This window comes from Pseudomonas sp. NFACC41-3 (assembly GCF_900109505.1).
Classification (GTDB): Bacteria; Pseudomonadota; Gammaproteobacteria; order Pseudomonadales; family Pseudomonadaceae; genus Aquipseudomonas; species Aquipseudomonas chlororaphis.
In genome coordinates this window covers 662208-679899 of the sequence record NZ_FOAE01000003.1, presented here as the reverse complement: position 1 = coordinate 679899, position 17692 = coordinate 662208, and the positions used below count along the sequence as shown (strand labels likewise).

Sequence of the window (17692 nt, the reverse complement as noted above, 5' to 3'; positions counted from 1 at the left end):
CTACGGGTTATGGGTCCGACGCTCAATACTCGACCCGCACATCCCCCTTCGGCACGCTGCAGCAGGACAGGATGTAGCCTTCGGCTTCGTCTTCCTCGGTGATGCCACCGTTGTGGTCCATCTCCACTTCACCGCCCAGCTTGAGCACCTTGCAGGTGCCGCAGATCCCCATGCCGCAGGCCTTGGGGATCATCAGGCCAAGCTTGGCCGCGGCGGCGTGGACGGTCTCGCCCGGCGCCACGCGGATGCTCTTGCCCGAAGCGGTGAACTCCACCTGGTGCAGGTCGGCGATGTCGATTTCCGGCGCCTCGGCGGCCTGCTCGGCCTGTTCCACGGCGTCGGCACGGGCTTCCGCCGGCGTCGCGCCGAAGGATTCCTCGTGGTAACGCGACATGTCGAAGCCGCTGGCTTCGAGCAGGCGCTTGACCGCGTTCATGTACGGCGTCGGGCCACAGCAGAACACCTCGCGTTCGAGGAAGTCCGGCGCCATCAGCTCCAGCATCTTGTGGTTCAGGTAGCCGCGATAACCGGCCCAGGGCTCGCCCAGGCCGTGTTTCTCGCAGATCAGGTGCAGGCTGAAGTTGTCGATCCGCGACGCCATGTGCTCCAGCTCGCGGTGATAGATGATGTCCTTCGGCGAACGGGCGCTGTGGATGAACACCATGTCGACATTGCCGTTGGTGTCGTAGAACCAGCGCGCCATGGACATCACCGGCGTGATGCCGACGCCGCCGCTGAGGTAGAGGACTTTCGGGCTCGGGAAGTCAATGGCGTTGAACAACCCCACCGGCCCGTGCACCGCCAGTTCCTGGCCTTCGTGCAGGGTGTCGTGCAGCCAGTTGGAGACCTTGCCGCCCGGGACGCGCTTGATGGTCACCGAGAAGCTGTACGGCACCGAGGGCGAGCTGGAAATGGTGTAGGAACGCATGATCGGCTGGCCTTCGATCTCCAGCTCCAGGGTGACGAACTGCCCCGGCTTAAAGAAGAACATGATCGGCTGGTCGGCCATGAAACAGAAAGTGCGCACGTCCCAGGTTTCCTGGATGACTTTGACGCAACGGACGATGTGTCGGCCATTGGCCCAGGTCTGGGTGGTTACCGGGTTCAGGAAGTTGTTGGACATGCTGATCTCCACGGCCGACTGCCGGCCTTTATGGTGGCGATTGTGCGCAGGCCCATGAACACCCATTTACCTATCTGCGACATTCACATACTTATCGCGACCAGCCCCCAACCACCGGGGCTTGCGCGTCGGGAACAGATTGGGCCATGTCGCCCATGGATAAGGTTCCGGGCCGCGCCGGCCCCACACTCGCCTCAACTGATAACCGCTGATTTTTCAGCCTTGCGTCGCACCAACCGTAGCCACTTTCGCCGGCCACACAGATGGCCATGAGGACCAAAACGATGGACGTCACCGCAACCCTGAGCCTGGGCGATCCGCTGGAACCCGCACGCAAGGCCACCGCGCAAATGCTCCAAGAACGCGAGCGGACCTTTTCCCTGCCGCAGCCGTTCTACTGCGACGAGCGCCTGTTCGATATCGACATGCAGGAGATCTTCCAGAAGGAATGGCTGATCGCCGGCATGACCTGCGAGATTCCGACCAAGGGCAACTACATGACCCTGCAGGTCGGCAAGAACCCGATCATCGTGATCCGTGGCGCCGACGGCGTGGTCCATGCCTTCCACAACGTCTGCCGCCACCGCGGTTCGCGCCTGTGCACCAGCGACAAGGGCAAGGTCGCCAAGCTGGTCTGCCACTACCACCAGTGGACCTACGAGCTGGACGGTCGCCTGCTGTTCGCCGGCACCGAGATGGGCGCCGACTTCGACATGAAGCAGTACGGCCTCAAGCCAGTGAACGTGAAGACCGCCGGTGGCTACATCTTCATCTCGCTGGCCGAGAACCCGCCGGCCATCGATGACTTCCTGGCGACCCTGACGCACTACATGGAACCCTACGACATGGAGAACACCAAGGTGGCGGTGCAAACCACCTTGATGGAAAAGGCCAACTGGAAGCTGGTGCTGGAAAACAACCGCGAGTGCTACCACTGCGGCGGTTCGCACCCGGAACTGCTGAAGACCCTGCTGGAGTGGGACGACGTCACCGACCCGCGCGCCGACCAGGCGTTCAAGGACCACGTGGCCGCCTCCGCCGCCGCCTGGGAAGCCGAGAAGATCCCTTACGCCCACGCCAGCTTCGGCCTGCGCAACCGCATCGTGCGCATGCCGCTGCTCAAGGGCACCGTGTCCATGACCATGGACGGCAAGCAGGGCTGCGCCAAGCTGATGGGCCGGATCAAGAACCCCGACCTGGGCTCGATGCGCATCCTGCACCTGCCGCACTCGTGGAACCACTGCATGGGCGACCACATCATCGTGTTCACCGTGTGGCCGATCAGCGCCCAGGAAACCATGGTCACCACCAAGTGGCTGGTGCACAAGGACGCGGTCGAAGGCGTGGACTACGACGTCGCGCGCATGCGCCAGGTGTGGGACGCCACCAACGACCAGGATCGTCGCCTGGCCGAAGAGAACCAGCGCGGCATCAACTCCACCGCCTACCAGCCAGGCCCGTACTCCAAGACCTACGAGTTCGGCGTGGTCAACTTCGTGGATTGGTACAGCGAGCGCATGCTGAGCAACCTCGGCGCCGAACCGGCTCCGTACCTCAAGGGCGTGCCGGTTCACGGCTGATCCCGGGCTGGGCTTCTGTAGGAGCGAGGCTTGCCCGCGGAGGCCGCGACACGGTGTACCGAACCACCGCGTTAGCGTTCATCGCGAGCAAGCTGAGCTCCTACAGGGGCAAGCTTGCTGTACGTTTTTTGATCGGAACCCCTCCCGGCCATGGCCGACAAGGCTCCCAGCCTTCCGCGAACAAGTTATCCACACCTCCACCCACAGCAAATGTGGGCAACTCGGCTTTCAGCCGGTGAAGTCGTTGGTAGAACCTGAAGAAAATCCGTGACTTATCCGGAAAGGCCTTTTCCACAAGGCCTTGATCGTTTTTTGTACAACCTCCTGTAAGCCACGTATTTAAAGGCCCGCAGATGAAGGCGAACACCTTATCCACAGAAGCGCCAACAGACTTTGGGGGCAACTTTGCGGCCAAGGGCCGCGAGCTGTGGAAAACCGCCGAATAGCGCGAAATATCAAGGCTTCAGGGCCGCCGGCGAGGCAAAACCGCGGATTTGCCTGTTTTTTGATCAGACCTCTGCAGACCACTGTTTATAAGGCTCTCAGCGGAGAGCGAACATCTTATCCACAAAGAGGCCAACAGACTTTGGGGGCAACTCGGCAGCGGCAGAGGACCGAGGGAATTCCTTATCCACAGAAAAACCTTTGGAAAAACCTCGACTTAGCTTGATCGTTTTTCGTACAACGCGCTGTAACGCTTGATTGGCGAGGCTTACAGAGAGGGACGAACATCTTATCCACAGAGGCGCGCACAGGGATTGTGGGTAACCGTGGGGTATGTGGCGTTTGGAGGATTTATCGCGAGCAAGCTCGCTCCTACATGGGACTCACACATCCCTGTAGGAGCGAGCTTGCTCGCGATAACGTACAACGGCGGCCCGACCCTAGCGGACCACGCCTTCTTCGATCAGCAGCTTGAGGATGGCCTCGGCCCCGGCTTCGGCGCTGACGCCCTTGAGCACCTGGCCGCCACCGCCGCTGGCCTTGGCGGTCGCGGCTTTCATGCGGTCGGCGCCGCTCTTGGCCTTGATCACTTTCAGGCGCTTGGGCCGCGGTTTGGCCGGTTGCAGGGTGGCGCTTGTGAATAACTCATCGTCGAGCACTTCCACCTGCCGCGCCTGCAACACCCCACGCCGGGCCGGGCCGTAGGCGCTCTGCCGAGGCTTGGGCGCGGCGTTATCCACAGTGGCGAGGAACGGCAGGCGCACCTTCAGCCGACGGCGCTGGCCGCGCGGCAGGGCTTGCAACACCAGGGCCACGCCGCCGTCGATGGATTCCACCTGGGCCAGGCCCACCACCAGCGGCCAACCGAGGTTTTCCGCCAGCAGGAACGGCAGCATGCCCGAACCTTCGCCGGTTTCCGCCTGGCTGCCGGTGAGCACCACTTGCGCCCCGGCATCGCGCAGATAATCGGTCAGCGCCGGCAGCGCATCGGCACCGGCCGACTGCTCCAGCACGTGCATCTGTTCCAGGCCCATGCCCAGGTACGCGCGCAGGGCCGGCTCGGCGATATCGCCGGCGTGCAGCACCTGCAGCCTGTCCCCGGCCAGTTGCAGCCCCAGCTCGACCGCCCGCGCATCCTGCTCGGCGCGCCGTGGCCGGCCGGAAGTCGGGTGGGCGCCGATGGACACCAGGCTGATCACATTGGTACTCATAAGCTCTGTCCTTCCCTTAAGCCGCATCGCGCTTGGCGCCGTTGCGGTAGGCCTCTACCGCCGCGATCAAGGCTTGAAGCAGCTCGGCGCTTTCGCCAATCACCGACAGGTCGGCGCGTTTGATCATGTCGCAGCCCGGATCGAGGTTGATCGCCACCACCTTGTCGCAGGCACCGATGCCCTGCAGGTGCTGGATCGCCCCGGAAATCCCCACCGCCACGTACACCCGGGCGGTGACCCAGGTGCCCGAAGCGCCGACCTGACGGTCGCGGGCCATGAAACCGTCGTCCACCGCCACCCGCGACGCGCCTTCGGTGGCGCCCAGGGCCGCGGCGGTCCTGTGGAACAGCTCCCAGTCCTTGACCCCGTTGCCGCCGGAGAAAATGAATTCGGCCTCGGCCATGGGAATCGCCGCCGGGTCCACCGCCACCGCGCCCAGGTCCTCGATTCGCGCCAGGCTGCGTGCCACCGTTGTGGATAACTCCACCGGCAGGGCTTCGTGGCGGGTTTCACTGACCGGCTCCGCGCATTCAGCAGCGGCCAGGATCAAGCGCGCCAGCGGTCGAGCCAGGTCCTGCAAGCCGGCACCGGCGCGGCCGACGCACTGCTCGTCCTTGACCTGCCAGACCCGCGTGGCCGGGCGTTCGCCCAGGGCCGCGGCAAAACGCCGGCCCAGTTCGCCGCCACCGGTACGGCTGTCGGGCAGCAACCAGTGGCGCGGGCTGAACTGGTTATCCACAGCCCGCAGGCCCTGGACCCGTTGTTCCGGTGCATAACCGCTGAATTCGTTGCCTTCGAGCACCAGCAGGCGGTCGACGCCGGCCGTGGCGAAGGCGTTTTCCTTGTGCTCGCCGAACACCACCGCCAGCACCGCGCCGTCCTTGCCGGCCAGCTGGTGGGCCAGTCCCAGAAGATCGCGGTCGTGGCTGCTCAGGCGGCCGCCGACCATGTCCGGCACCACGCTGATGTAGAACGCCGGCTGCGCCACCTGATGCAGCGGCAGCTGGACTTCGACCGCGGCGCTGCGTTTGACCGCCCCGCCCTGCTGGGCGCCGCTGCGGTCGATACGCTTGATGCCGTTGGGGCCGATGAAACCGATCCCGTGGGGGTTCTTGCGGAGGATGCCGTTGGGCCCCATCCAGCTGTGCTGCGCCGGTTGCATGGCCGCGTGCAGCGGATGCAGGCGGTTACGGGCGATCCATTCGGCCCGCGGGTCGCGGCGGATAATGTCGCTCATCAGTGGGCCTCCGCAGGTTCACGTTTGGCCGGGGTCACCGGCTTGCCAGGCGCGGCGTCTTCGAGCAACGCATCGGCCACCAGTTCGGCGATGTCCTTGATCAGCGGTCGTGGTTCGACCACGCCTTCGAGCATCGCGGTGCACTGTGGACAACCCACGGCCACCAGCTCGGCGCCGGTTTCGCGGATGTCGTCCATGCGCATGTCGGGGATCCGCTGCTTGCCCGGAATGTCGGTGATCGGCGCGCCGCCGCCACCGCCGCAGCAGCGCGAGCGGAAACCGGAGCGTTGCATTTCCTTGACCTCGATCCCCAGGGCGCGCAGGACCTCGCGCGGCGCCTCGTACTCGCCGTTGTAGCGGCCCAGGTAGCACGGGTCGTGATAGGTCACACTGTTGCCTTTGTGCTGGCCCAGATTCAGGGCGCCGCCGGCAATCAGCTCGGCCATGTAGGTGCTGTGGTGCTGCACCACGTACTCGCCGCCGAGGGCGCCGTATTCGTTTTTCAGCACATGGAAACTGTGGGGGTCGCAGGTGACGATGCGCTTGAAGCTGTACTTGGCCAGGGTCTGGATATTGCGCTTGGCCAGCAGCTGGAAGGTCGCCTCGTCGCCCAGGCGCCGGGCCACGTCGCCGCTGTCGCGCTCTTCCAGGCCCAGTACCGCGAAGTCGACCTTGGCCGCTTTCAGCACTTTGACGAAGGCACGCAGGGTGCGCTGGTTGCGCATGTCGAAGGCACCGTCGCCCACCCAGAACAGCACGTCGGTGGTTTTCTTCTCGCCGAGCAGCGCCAGGTTGAGGTCCGCCGCCCAGTTCATCCGCCCACCCGGGGCGAAACCGCCCGGGTTGTCGGTGGCGATCAGGTTTTCCAGGACTTCGGCGCCCTTGTTCGGAGTAGCGCCCTTTTCCAGGGTCAGGTGACGGCGCATGTCGACGATGGCATCGACGTGCTCGATCATCATCGGGCATTCCTCGACGCAGGCGCGGCAGGTGGTGCAGGACCACAGGGTCTCGGCGTCCACCAGGCCGTTGACGATCGGCTGGTGCGGATTGCCGCTGTGCTCACCGATGGGCTTGCCTGGGTAAGGACTGCCAGCGAACTTGGCATCGGTACCGCCAGCCAGGCCGACGACCATGTCCTGGATCAGCTTTTTCGGGTTCAGCGGCTGGCCGGCGGCAAAGGCCGGGCACGCGGCTTCGCATTTACCGCACTGCACGCAGGCGTCGAAGCCGAGCAACTGGTTCCAGGTGAAGTCCTTGGGTTTTTCCACGCCCAGCGGCGCGTTCGGGTCTTCCAGGTCCAGCGGCTTGAGGCCGGTGGAGCGGCCGCCACCGAAACGTTCGGCACGGCGGTGCCAGGCCAGGTGCAGGGCACCAGCGAAGGCGTGCTTCATCGGGCCGCCCCAGGTCATGCCGAAGAACAGCTCGGACACGCCCCACAACACACCGATGCCGAGGATCGCGGCCAGTACCCAGCCGCCGAAGTTTTCCGGGAGGATCCCGGCCACCGGCAGGGTCACCAGGAAGAACGACGCCGAGAACGCCAGCAGGCTTTTCGGCAGGCGCATCCACGGGCCTTTCGACAGGCGCGCCGGCGGGTTGCGACGGCGCAGGTAGACGAAGATCGCGCCGACGAACATCACCGCCGACATCAGCAGCAAGGCGTAGCCGAGGATGCGGTTATGCAGGCCGAAACCGTGCACCAGGATCGCCAGCACGATGGACGCCACGGCGCCACCGGCCGTGGCCACGTGGGTGTTGGCGATGTATTTGTCCCGCGCCACCACATGGTGCAGGTCGACCATGTAACGCTTGGGCATGGCCAGCAGGCCGCCGATCAGGTCGACCTTGGACGCACGGCCCCGGCGCCACATGGCCACCCGCCGCAACGCGCCCAGGACAACCAGGCCGATGGCTGCGAACAGCAGGATGGGAAGAAGGGTGTTCAACATGGTGGAGCTCCCAAAGACCTCGGGCTTAACTACCTGGATGACTTGCTTGATTCCTTGTAGGAGCGAGCTTGCTCGCGAAAAGCCCGAGAACGACGCGTTAAATCAGACCGCACGCGTCATCGTTCACGTCCATCGCGAGCAAGCTCGCTCCTACAGGGTTATCCACAAGCGCTTAGAAATCCTTGCAGATCCGCAGGGCGTCATAGATGGCCGCGTGGGTGTTGCGCTGCGCCACGCAGTCACCGATGCGGAACAGCAGATAACCGTCGCCCGCCTGGCTCAACGAAGGCTGCGGCTTGATCGCGAACAGCGCTTCGACGTCGACCTGGCCCTTGTTGCGCGAGCCTTCCTTGAGCGCGTAGTAGATCGCTTCGTCGGGCCGCACGCCGTTCTCCACCACCACCTGGTCGACCACCCGCTCCTCTTTGGCGCCGGTGTATTCGTTCTCCAGCACCGCCACCAGCTTGTCGCCTTCGCGGTAGACCTTTTCCAGCATCATGTCGCCGGTCATGATCACTTCCTTGGGGTACATGCTGCGGTAGTAGGTCGGGAACGACGTACCGCCGATGGCCACGCCCGGCTTGATGTCGTCGGTGACGATCTCGACCTGGCTGCCCTTGTCGGCGAGGAAGTCGGCCACCGACATGCCGGTGAACTCGCAGATGGTGTCGTAGACCAGCACGTTCTTGCCCGGCGCGACCTTGCCGTCGAGCACATCCCAGCTGCTGACTACCAGCCCTTCGGCGGCGCCCCAGTGCTCGTTCTGCTCAAGGAACGGATGCCCGCCGACGGCCAGCACCACGATGTCCGGACGCAGGTCGAGGATGGTCTCGGCATCGGCCGCGGTGCCCAGGCGCAGGTCGACCTTCAGCCGCGCCAGCTCCAGCTGATACCAGCGGGTGATGCCGGCGATCTGGTCGCGCTGCGGCGCTTTCGACGCAGTGGTGATCTGCCCGCCGATGGCCTCTTTCTTCTCGAACAGGGTCACGTCGTGGCCACGTTCGGCCGCCACCCGCGCCGACTCCATACCGGCAGGGCCGGCGCCGACCACCACCACCTTGCGTTTCGGCCCGGTGGACTTCTCGATGATGTGCGGCACGCCCATGTATTCACGGGAGGTCGCGGCGTTCTGGATGCACAGCACATCCAGGCCCTGGTACTGGCGGTCGATGCAATAGTTGGCGCCCACGCACTGCTTGATCTGGTCGACCTGGCCCATCTTGATCTTGGCGATCAGGTGCGGGTCGGCGATGTGCGCCCGGGTCATGCCGACCATGTCGACGTAACCACCCTCGAGGATGCGGGTGGCCTGGTTCGGATCCTTGATGTTCTGCGCGTGCAGTACCGGAACCTTGACCACTTCCTTGATCCCGGCGGCCAGGTGCAGGAACGGCTCCGGTGGATAACTCATGTTCGGAATCACGTTGGCCAGGGTGTTGTGGGTGTCGCAACCCGAACCCACGACGCCGATGAAATCGAGCATGCCGGTGTCGTCGTAATACTTGGCGATCTGCTTCATGTCCTCATGGGACAGGCCGTCCGGGTGGAACTCGTCACCGCAGATACGCATGCCCACGCAGAAATCGTCGCCGACTTCGGCGCGCACTGCCTTGAGCACTTCCAGGCCGAACTTCATCCGGCCTTCGAAGCTGCCGCCCCATTCGTCGGTCCGCTTGTTGACCCGCGGGCTCCAGAACTGGTCGATCATGTGCTGGTGCACGGCGGACAGCTCGACGCCGTCCAGGCCACCAGCCTTTGCGCGACGGGCAGCTTGCGCGTAGTTGCCGATCACCCGCCAGATCTCTTCCACCTCGATGGTCTTGCAGGTGGCGCGGTGCACCGGTTCGCGGATGCCCGACGGCGACATCAGGGTCGGCCAGTTGAAACCGTCCCAGCGCGAGCGGCGACCCATGTGGGTAATCTGGATCATGATCTTGGCGCCGTGCTTGTGCATGGCGTCGGCCAGATTCTGGAAGTGCGGAATGATGCGGTCGGTGGACAGGTTCACCGAGCTCCACCATTCCTGCGGGCTGTCGATGGCCACCACGGACGAGCCGCCACAGATCGCCAGGCCGATACCGCCCTTGGCTTTCTCTTCGTAATACTTCACGTAGCGGTCGGTGGTCATGCCGCCATCGGTGGCGTAGACCTCGGCGTGCGCGGTGCTGAGCACCCGGTTGCGGATGGTCAGTTTGCCGATCTGGATCGGCTGGAACATCGCTTCGAAAGCCATTTTTCTTAACTCCGCTTACAACGGCTTGACGGTGAACAGGCCATCGTCGTGGCCTTCTTCGGAACCGCCGTAGACCTGTTCGGCGACGGTGCGGATCTTGCTACCGCGGGCGGCCAGAATCTGGTCCATGGCGCCGGCGAACCAGCCGGTGAACATGTAGTCGACCTTGCGCCCGACCTTGCCGTACACATAGACGAAGGCCGAGTGTTCGAGCTTGACGCTGGCGGTGCCCTTGTCGAGGTCGATGTCCTGGATCTTGAACAGGCCCCAGCCGCGCTGCGACAGGCGCTTCATGTAGTGCTCGAACACCGCGACGCCTTCCAGGCCATGGCACTCGGCTTCTTTTTCACACCAGTGCCAGGCGGACTTGTAGCCGGCCTTGTAGAGGATCTCGGCGTAGGCGTCGGCGCCCAGCACTTCCTCGATGCCCATGTGGTTGTTGACGAAGAAGTGACGCGGCACGTACAGCATCGGCAGGGCGTCGGAGGTCCAGACACCGGTTTCGCTGTCGACTTCGATGGGCAGTTGCGGGGCGATCTTGGCCATGTTTCAAAACTCCGGAATTCTTTTGGATTGGTGCATCCGTAGCCGCTGCCGAAGGCTGCGATAAGGCTCGAAGAGCCTTCCGAGGGCCGCAGGAGCGAGTCTCCTTCGGAGCCGATCGCAGCCTTCGGCAGCGGCTACAGGTGTGTGCTGTGGAGGGTTGGCGTTATTCGCCCCAGACGTCCTTGAGGACGTTCACCCAGTTCTCGCCCATGATCTTGCGCACCACACGCTCGGAGTGACCGCGCTTGAGCAGGGTCTCGGTGAGGTTGGGGAACTCGCCCACGGTGCGGATGCCCAGCGGGTTGATGATCTTGCCGAAGTTGGTCAGGCGACGGGCATAGCCCTTGTCGTGGGTCAGGTATTCGAAGAAGTCCTGGCCATGGCCCTGGGTGAAGTCGGTGCCGATGCCGATGGCGTCTTCGCCGACGATGTTCATGGTGTATTCGATGGCCTCGGCGTAGTCGTCGATGGTCGAATCGATGCCCTTGGCCAGGAACGGCGCGAACATGGTCACGCCGACGAAACCGCCGTGGTCGGCGATGAACTTCAGCTCTTCATCGGACTTGTTGCGCGGGTGTTCCTTGAGGCCAGACGGCAGGCAGTGGGAGTAGCAGACCGGCTTTTTCGATTCGAGGATGACTTCCTCGGAGGTCTTGGAGCCGACGTGGGACAGGTCGCACATGACGCCGACGCGGTTCATCTCGGCGACGATCTCGCGACCGAAGCCCGACAGGCCGCCATCGCGCTCGTAGCAGCCGGTGCCCACCAGGTTCTGGGTGTTGTAGCACATCTGCACGATACCCACGCCCAGCTGCTTGAACACCTCGACGTAGCCGATCTGGTCCTCGTAGGCATGGGCATTCTGGAAGCCGAACAGGATGCCGGTCTTGCCCAGTTCCTTGGCCTTGCGGATGTCGGCGGTGGTGCGCACCGGCATCACCAGGTCGCTGTTCTCGCGGATCAGCTTCTGGCTGGAGGCGATGTTGTTGACCGTGGCCTGGAAGCCCTCCCACACCGACACGGTGCAGTTGGCCGCGGTCAGGCCGCCCTTGCGCATGTCTTCGAACAGTTCACGGTTCCACTTGGCAATGATCAGCCCGTCGATAACGATGCTGTCGGCGTGCAATTCGGCTGGGCTCATCAGGCAGTCCCCTTATTGGCAATTCATGCGCCGAATCGTCTGCCGGCGCTTTGGGGTCAGCATATGCCTCGGTGCCCGGGCAGCCGGGTGCAAAAACGACAGGGGAATTGCCGAAAGCGTCAATCCGCGACAAAGGGTCTGCCGGGCGTCCCTTGCACCATCTGTTCTTTGTCATGCGCATGGGCCAGAATCCGCCGCATCACTGGATTAGAGGGGGCTGCGACGCAATGAAATCGATCTTCCTGGCTTTGGCACTGCTGGCGACGGGCGCACAGGCGGCTGAAGAGGCCGACAACTCCCCGTGCGACAGCGTCGAACAGGATCAACAGACTCTGGAATGCGCCACCTTCAACAAAACCACCGCCGAGCAACTGCTGAGCGACAACCTGCAGGGCCTGCTCGAACGCCTGGGCACGCAATACGGCAGCGACAAGGCGCAGCTGGCCGACATCACCGCCAAGGTGCAGAACGCCCAGCAGCTGTGGCAGAAACAGCGCGACGCCGACTGCGCCATCGACACCTTCCCCGCCAAACCCGGCAGCAAGGCCTACGCCATTGCCCAGGCCGATTGCCTGGCGCGCATGAGCGATGAACGGTCGGAGTTTCTTGAGTCGATCGGGCAGGAATAGGCCCGACCGATACCTCTGCGGCAACCGTCATGACGTCATCGCGAGCCAGCTCGCTCCTACAGGCGTTGCGCCATACCTGTAGAGCGAGCTTGCTCGCGAAAATCCCCCGGCCTCCCCTCTCTCCCCGCTGTAACAAGCCATGAGCAATACCCGGACAAGGTTCTCGCCTTGGCCCGCGAGCGAATATAAGCAAAGATTGATTAATCTTATAAAAGGCTTATATTTGTTCATGAACAGCATCCTGTGGACCCGTAAGGCCGTCAAACAACTGCTGCGATTGCACAGCGCCCATCAGGTACAGATCCGCGACGCGGTGACCTTGCTCGGCGACATGCCCGACACCGGCAACGTCAAGGCACTCAGCGGTCACACCCATGCTTACCGCCTGCGAGTGGGCAACTATCGAATCCTGTTCGACTGGGATGGCGCTATCAGAGTGGTCAGTATCCAAGAGGTCAAGAAACGTGACGAACGCACCTACTGACATCCAGATCATCAACGGCACGGACGGCAAGCCGGCGTTCGTGGTGATCCCTTATGCGGACTATGTGGCGCAACGCCAGGAGCCGGACCTGATCCCCCATGACGTGGTCAGCCGCATCGTTGACGGCGCCACGCCAATCCGAGCCTGGCGCGAGCACCTGCACCTGACCCAGGACGAGGTCGCCAAGCGCCTGGGCATTTCCCAGCCGGCCTTCGCCCAGCAGGAAAGCGTCGCCAAGCCCCGCCGCGCCACCCGCGAGAAGATCGCCGCGGCCTTTGGCATTCGCGCCGACCAGCTGGAACTGTAAGCTGCACGCCATTCATCGAGAAAAGGTTTTCCCATGAGCATCTGCGGCATCGAAATCAAAGGCAGCGAAGCCATCTTCGCCCTGGCCACCCTGCAAGACGGCACGGCGCAACACCTGGCCAACGCCTGCAAGAAAATCGCCCTGGACGACGATGACGAAGCCGCCAACGTCAAAGCCTTCGCGGCCCAGGTGGCCGCCTTCGTCCGCGACAACGGCATCAGCCGCATCGCCATTAAGAAACGCAGCAAAAAAGGCGAATTCGCCGGCGGCCCGACCACTTTCAAGATCGAAGGCGTGTTCCAGCTGCTGGACAACTGCGAGGTGACCCTGCTGTCGCCGCAGACCATCAACGCGCAGAACAAGAAGCACAACTTCGACCTGCCGGCGACGCTGAACAAATATCAGCATGAAGCCTACAAAACCGCCTGCGCGGCCCTGCTGAAGAAATAAACCCTGGCTCTGGAGCGAGGCTTGCCCGCGATGTCGGCTTGTCTGACGCTGCGAGTTGCCTGCATCGCGAGCAAGCTTCGCTCCTACAGAATCGGGCAGCTCAAGCCTTCAGGCTTTGGCGCCGGTCTTCCCGCGGGCACTGGGCAAACCGCGCGCGATAGCTGCGGGTGAAATACGAGGGTGATTCGAAGCCGCAGGCGATGCTGACTTCCAGCACGCTCATGTCGGTCTGGCGCAGCAGTTGCCGGGCCTTTTCCAGGCGCAGCCCCAGGTAGAAGTTGCTCGGGGTGTCGTTCAGGTGCAGGCGGAACAGGCGTTCGAGCTGACGCCGGGTGACCTTGATCGACTCGGCCAGCTGCAGGGTGCTCAGGGGCGGCTCGCTGTGCTGTTCCATCTCGCCGATCACCTGCACCAGCTTCTTGTTGCGGATGCCGTAGCGGGTGGCGACTTCCATGCGCTGGTGGTCCTTGCGCGGGCGGATGCGCCCGAGCACGAACTGTTCGCTGACCTGGATCGCCAGCTCCGGGCCGTGGGCCTGGCCGATCAGGTCGAGCATCATGTCGATGGACGCGGTGCCGCCGGCCGAGGTGATGCGCCGTCGGTCGATCTCGAACAGCTCCTGGGTCACGCTGATCTGGGGATAGGACTCCTTGAACGCCTCGATCGCTTCCCAGTGCAGGGTCACGCGGTGGCCTTCGAGCAACCCGGCTTGCGCCAGGACCACGCTGCCGGTATCGATGCCGCCCAGGGTCACGCCCTCCACATCCAGGCGGCGCAACCAGTGCACCAGCGCCGGGGTGACGAACTTCAGCGGCTCGAAGCCGGCCACCACCAGCAGAGTCGCGCCCTTCTTCAACGGCTCCAGCGCCGCGTCGGCGTTGACCGACATGCCGTTGCTCGCCAATACCGCGCCACCATCGGCGCTCAGCACATGCCAGCGATACAGCTCGCCGCGAAAGCGATTGGCCACGCGCAGCGGCTCGATGGCCGAGATGAACCCGATGGCCGAGAAACCCGGCATCAGCAAGAAATAGAAATCCTGGGACATGGAACGCACTCGGATGACGGGCAGCGTGGCCACTGTGATACGCCGTTTCCACGCCGGGTTCAAGACGAAGGTCGCCGCAGTGCAAGAGCCGGTCGCCGCTGTGCGTTTTCAGCGCCCGCCGGCTGCGTAACGTGGCATCACCGGCGCACATAGACGCCGGAACCGACAATAACGACCTGCCGAGGAAACCTTCATGAAACGACTGATCAGCAGTTGCGTCCTTGCACTCAGCGGTACCGTCTTTCTCAGCTCCGGCGCCATGGCCGCCGACGCCGCCAGTTGCCAGAACGTGCGCCTCGGCGTGGTCAACTGGACCGACGTGATCGCCACCAGCGCCATGGCCCAGGTACTGCTCGACGGCCTCGGCTACAAGACCAGGCAGACCAGCGCCTCGCAGCAGATCATTTTCGCCGGCATCCGCGACCAGCGCCTGGACCTGTTCCTCGGCTACTGGAACCCGCTGATGACCCAGACCATCACCCCCTTCATCGAGGCCAAACAGGTCAAGGTGCTGGCCGAGCCCAGCCTCAAGGACGCCCGCGCGACCCTCGCCGTGCCTACCTACCTGGCGGACAAGGGCCTGAAGACCTTCGCCGACATCGCCAGATTCGAGAAGGAACTGGGCGGCAAGATCTACGGCATCGAGCCCGGCTCGGGCGCCAATACCCAGATCAAGGCAATGATCACCAAGAACCAGTTCGGCCTGGGCAAATTCCAGCTGGTCGAATCCAGCGAGGCCGGCATGCTCGCGGCGGTGGATCGCGCCGTGCGACGCAAGGAAGCCGTGGTGTTCTTCGGCTGGGCGCCGCACCCAATGAACGTCAACGTGCAGATGACCTACCTCACCGGCAGCGACGACGCCCTGGGCCCGAACGAAGGCATGGCCACGGTGTGGACCGTCACCGCGCCGACCTACGCCGAGCAGTGCCCGAACGTGAACCGGCTGCTGAGCAACCTGACCTTCAGCGCCGAGGACGAGAGCCGCATGATGCAACCGCTGCTCGACCACAAGGACGCCCTGGAATCGGCCAGGCAATGGCTCGCCGAACATCCGCAGGACAAGGCGCGCTGGCTCGAAGGGGTCACCACCTTCGACGGCAAGCCGGCCGCCGACAACCTGAAACTGACCAGCCAATAACCACCCCGAACTCCCTCTGCGCAGCGCCAAACGGCTGCGCAGCGACCCACCACGCCTGTAAGGAACCCGCACCATGAACCACGACGTCATCATCACCTGCGCACTCACCGGTGCTGGCGACACGACCGCCAAGAGCCCCCACGTGCCGGTCACCCCGAAACAGATTGCCGCCGCCGCGGTGGAAGCGGCCAAGGCCGGCGCCACCGTGGTCCACTGCCACGTGCGCAACCCGGACACCGGCAAGTTCAGCCGCGACGTCGCGCTGTACCGCGAAGTGATGGAGCGCATTCGCGAAGCGGACGTCGACATCATCGTCAACCTCACCGCCGGGATGGGCGGCGACCTGGAGATCGGCGCCGGCGAAAACCCGATGGAGTTCGGCCCCAACACCGACCTGGTCGGCCCGCTGACCCGCCTGGCCCACGTCGAGGAACTGCTGCCGGAAATCTGCACCCTGGACTGCGGCACCCTGAACTTCGGCGACGGCGACACCATTTACGTGTCCACCCCGGCGCAACTGCGCGCCGGCGCCAAGCGCATCCAGGAACTGGGGGTGAAGGCCGAGCTGGAGATCTTCGACACCGGCCACCTGTGGTTCGCCAAGCAGATGATCAAGGAAGGCCTGCTGGACGACCCGCTGTTCCAGCTGTGCCTGGGCATTCCCTGGGGCGCGCCGGCCGACACCACCACCATGAAGGCCATGGTCGACAACCTGCCGGCGGGTGCGGTCTGGGCCGGCTTCGGTATCGGCCGCATGCAGATGCCGATGGCCGCGCAGGCGGTGCTGCTGGGCGGCAACGTGCGGGTCGGCCTGGAGGACAACCTGTGGCTGGACAAGGGCGTACTGGCGACCAACGGCCAGTTGGTGGAGCGCGCCGGCGAGATCCTCAGCCGCCTCGGCGCCCGCGTCCTGACCCCGGCCGAGGGCCGGGCCAGGATGGGCCTGCGCAAGCGCGGCTGACCCGGAAGGCGGTTGCCTGTAGCCGCTGCCGAGCCCGCGAGGCTGCGCACGGCTGCAACGCAGCCGCCACAAGGGCGACCACGAATGACCTGATTTACCGCACCGTCCGGCCTTACGACTGCTGCGCAGCCGCACGCAGCCGCACGCAGCCTCGCGCTGCTCGGCAGCGGCTACAGATGCATTCACTTTTGACTTTCAGGAAATGACCATGAGCTTTATCACCGAGATCAAAACTTTCGCCGCCCTGGGCAGCGGTGTCATCGGCAGCGGCTGGGTATCGCGCGCCCTCGCCCACGGTCTGGACGTGGTGGCCTGGGACCCGGCGCCCGGTGCCGAGGCGGCCCTGCGCAAGCGCGTGGCCAATGCCTGGGGCGCCCTGGAGAAACAGGGCCTGGCACCGGGCGCTGCGCAGGATCGCCTGCGTTTTGTCGCGACCATCGAGGAGTGCGTGAAAGACGCCGACTTCATCCAGGAAAGCGCCCCGGAACGCCTGGAACTGAAACTCGACCTGCACGCCAGGATCAGCGCCGCGGCCAAGCCCAATGCGCTGATCGGCTCCAGCACCTCCGGCCTGCTGCCGAGCGAGTTCTACGAGAGCTCGACCCACCCGGAACGCTGCGTGGTCGGCCACCCGTTCAACCCGGTGTACCTGCTGCCGCTGGTGGAAGTGGTCGGCGGCAAGAACACCGCGCCAGAAGCCGTGCAGGCCGCGATCAAAGTCTATGAATCCCTGGGCATGCGCCCGCTGCATGTGCGCAAGGAAGTCCCGGGCTTTATCGCCGACCGTCTTTTGGAGGCGCTGTGGCGCGAGGCCCTGCACCTGGTCAACGACGGCGTCGCCACCACCGGCGAAATCGACGACGCGATCCGCTTCGGCGCCGGCCTGCGCTGGTCGTTCATGGGCACTTTCCTGACCTACACCCTGGCCGGGGGCGATGCCGGCATGCGGCACTTCATGGCCCAGTTCGGCCCGGCCCTGCAACTGCCGTGGACCTACCTGCCGGCCCCGGAACTGACCGACAAGCTGATCGACGACGTGGTCGAAGGCACCGCCGAGCAGCTCGGCACCCACAGCATTTCGGCGCTGGAGCGCTATCGTGATGACTGCCTGCTCGCCGTGCTCGAAGCGGTTAAAACCACCAAGGCCAAACACGGCATGAGCTTCAGCGAGTAACCCTGACGCCCCCTGTAGCCGCTGCCGCAGGCTGCGA

16 protein-coding genes are annotated in these 17692 nt (G+C 64.2%); 8 read left to right on the top strand and 8 right to left on the bottom strand.

The window, feature by feature from the left end; all coding sequences use genetic code 11:
• Nucleotides 1-22 precede the first annotated feature (22 nt).
• The gene (gene gbcB / locus BMY68_RS17415) at nucleotides 23-1123 is read right to left on the bottom strand and encodes a glycine-betaine demethylase subunit GbcB (RefSeq protein WP_009045947.1); all 1101 of its coding nucleotides are present in this window, start codon (nucleotides 1121-1123) and stop codon (nucleotides 23-25) included.
• Between the two features lie 284 nt (nucleotides 1124-1407).
• On the opposite strand from gbcB, the gene gbcA reads away from it, so the two are divergent.
• Complete coding sequence (gene gbcA, locus BMY68_RS17405) at nucleotides 1408-2703, top strand: glycine-betaine demethylase subunit GbcA (protein ID WP_007926366.1); 1296 nt, start codon at nucleotides 1408-1410, stop codon at nucleotides 2701-2703.
• 884 nt (nucleotides 2704-3587) lie between these two features.
• Here gbcA and BMY68_RS17400 read toward each other — a convergent pair.
• The 6 genes from BMY68_RS17400 to BMY68_RS17375 form a co-directional block, all read right to left on the bottom strand.
• On the bottom strand, nucleotides 3588-4358 hold the full coding sequence (locus BMY68_RS17400; protein WP_085533067.1) for an electron transfer flavoprotein subunit beta: 771 nt from the start codon (nucleotides 4356-4358) through the stop codon (nucleotides 3588-3590).
• A 16-nt stretch (nucleotides 4359-4374) separates the two neighbouring features.
• A complete protein-coding gene (locus BMY68_RS17395) occupies nucleotides 4375-5595 on the bottom strand; it encodes an electron transfer flavoprotein subunit alpha (protein ID WP_009045950.1) in 1221 nt (406 codons plus the stop codon).
• Nucleotides 5595-7544: a dimethylglycine demethylation protein DgcB gene (gene dgcB, locus BMY68_RS17390; RefSeq protein WP_085533065.1), complete on the bottom strand. Its 1950-nt coding sequence runs from the start codon at nucleotides 7542-7544 to the stop codon at nucleotides 5595-5597. Before dgcB ends, BMY68_RS17395 begins: the two co-directional genes overlap by 1 nt.
• Nucleotides 7545-7716: 172 nt before the next feature.
• A complete protein-coding gene (gene dgcA, locus BMY68_RS17385) occupies nucleotides 7717-9777 on the bottom strand; it encodes a dimethylglycine demethylation protein DgcA (RefSeq protein ID WP_009045952.1) in 2061 nt (686 codons plus the stop codon).
• A 15-nt stretch (nucleotides 9778-9792) separates the two neighbouring features.
• Entirely contained in the window at nucleotides 9793-10323 is a 531-nt protein-coding gene (locus BMY68_RS17380) for a DUF5943 domain-containing protein (RefSeq protein WP_007926354.1), read from the bottom strand.
• 163 nt (nucleotides 10324-10486) lie between these two features.
• Complete coding sequence (locus BMY68_RS17375) at nucleotides 10487-11464, bottom strand: dipeptidase (RefSeq protein ID WP_007926352.1); 978 nt, start codon at nucleotides 11462-11464, stop codon at nucleotides 10487-10489.
• Nucleotides 11465-11691: 227 nt separating this feature from the next.
• Here BMY68_RS17375 and BMY68_RS17365 point away from each other — a divergent pair, with 227 nt between their 5' ends.
• The 4 genes from BMY68_RS17365 to BMY68_RS17350 all read left to right on the top strand — a co-directional run bounded on the left by BMY68_RS17365 (nucleotide 11692) and on the right by BMY68_RS17350 (nucleotide 13334).
• Entirely contained in the window at nucleotides 11692-12093 is a 402-nt protein-coding gene (locus BMY68_RS17365) for a lysozyme inhibitor LprI family protein (protein ID WP_009051237.1), read from the top strand.
• Between the two features lie 229 nt (nucleotides 12094-12322).
• A complete protein-coding gene (locus tag BMY68_RS17360) occupies nucleotides 12323-12577 on the top strand; it encodes a type II toxin-antitoxin system RelE family toxin (RefSeq protein WP_085533063.1) in 255 nt (84 codons plus the stop codon).
• Nucleotides 12516-12884, top strand: a complete 369-nt coding sequence (locus tag BMY68_RS17355) for a helix-turn-helix domain-containing protein (protein WP_051003931.1) — start codon at nucleotides 12516-12518, stop codon at nucleotides 12882-12884. Before BMY68_RS17360 ends, BMY68_RS17355 begins: the two co-directional genes overlap by 62 nt.
• Before the next feature lie 33 nt (nucleotides 12885-12917).
• The gene (locus BMY68_RS17350) at nucleotides 12918-13334 is read left to right on the top strand and encodes a DUF3010 family protein (RefSeq protein WP_009045955.1); all 417 of its coding nucleotides are present in this window, start codon (nucleotides 12918-12920) and stop codon (nucleotides 13332-13334) included.
• Nucleotides 13335-13434: 100 nt separating this feature from the next.
• On the opposite strand, the gene BMY68_RS17345 is transcribed toward BMY68_RS17350, so the two are convergent.
• Nucleotides 13435-14382 (bottom strand): GlxA family transcriptional regulator, encoded by a 948-nt coding sequence (locus BMY68_RS17345; protein WP_009045956.1) that lies wholly within the window; start codon nucleotides 14380-14382, stop codon nucleotides 13435-13437.
• Nucleotides 14383-14575: 193 nt separating this feature from the next.
• Here BMY68_RS17345 and choX point away from each other — a divergent pair, with 193 nt between their 5' ends.
• The 3 genes from choX (at nucleotide 14576) to BMY68_RS17330 (ending at nucleotide 17655) form a co-directional block, all read left to right on the top strand.
• Nucleotides 14576-15520: a choline ABC transporter substrate-binding protein gene (choX, locus tag BMY68_RS17340; RefSeq protein WP_009045957.1), complete on the top strand. Its 945-nt coding sequence runs from the start codon at nucleotides 14576-14578 to the stop codon at nucleotides 15518-15520.
• A 73-nt stretch (nucleotides 15521-15593) separates the two neighbouring features.
• Complete coding sequence (locus BMY68_RS17335; protein ID WP_085533061.1) at nucleotides 15594-16481, top strand: 3-dehydrocarnitine:acetyl-CoA trimethylamine transferase CdhC; 888 nt, start codon at nucleotides 15594-15596, stop codon at nucleotides 16479-16481.
• 208 nt (nucleotides 16482-16689) lie between these two features.
• The gene (locus tag BMY68_RS17330) at nucleotides 16690-17655 is read left to right on the top strand and encodes an L-carnitine dehydrogenase (protein ID WP_085533059.1); all 966 of its coding nucleotides are present in this window, start codon (nucleotides 16690-16692) and stop codon (nucleotides 17653-17655) included.
• Nucleotides 17656-17692 lie beyond the last annotated feature (37 nt).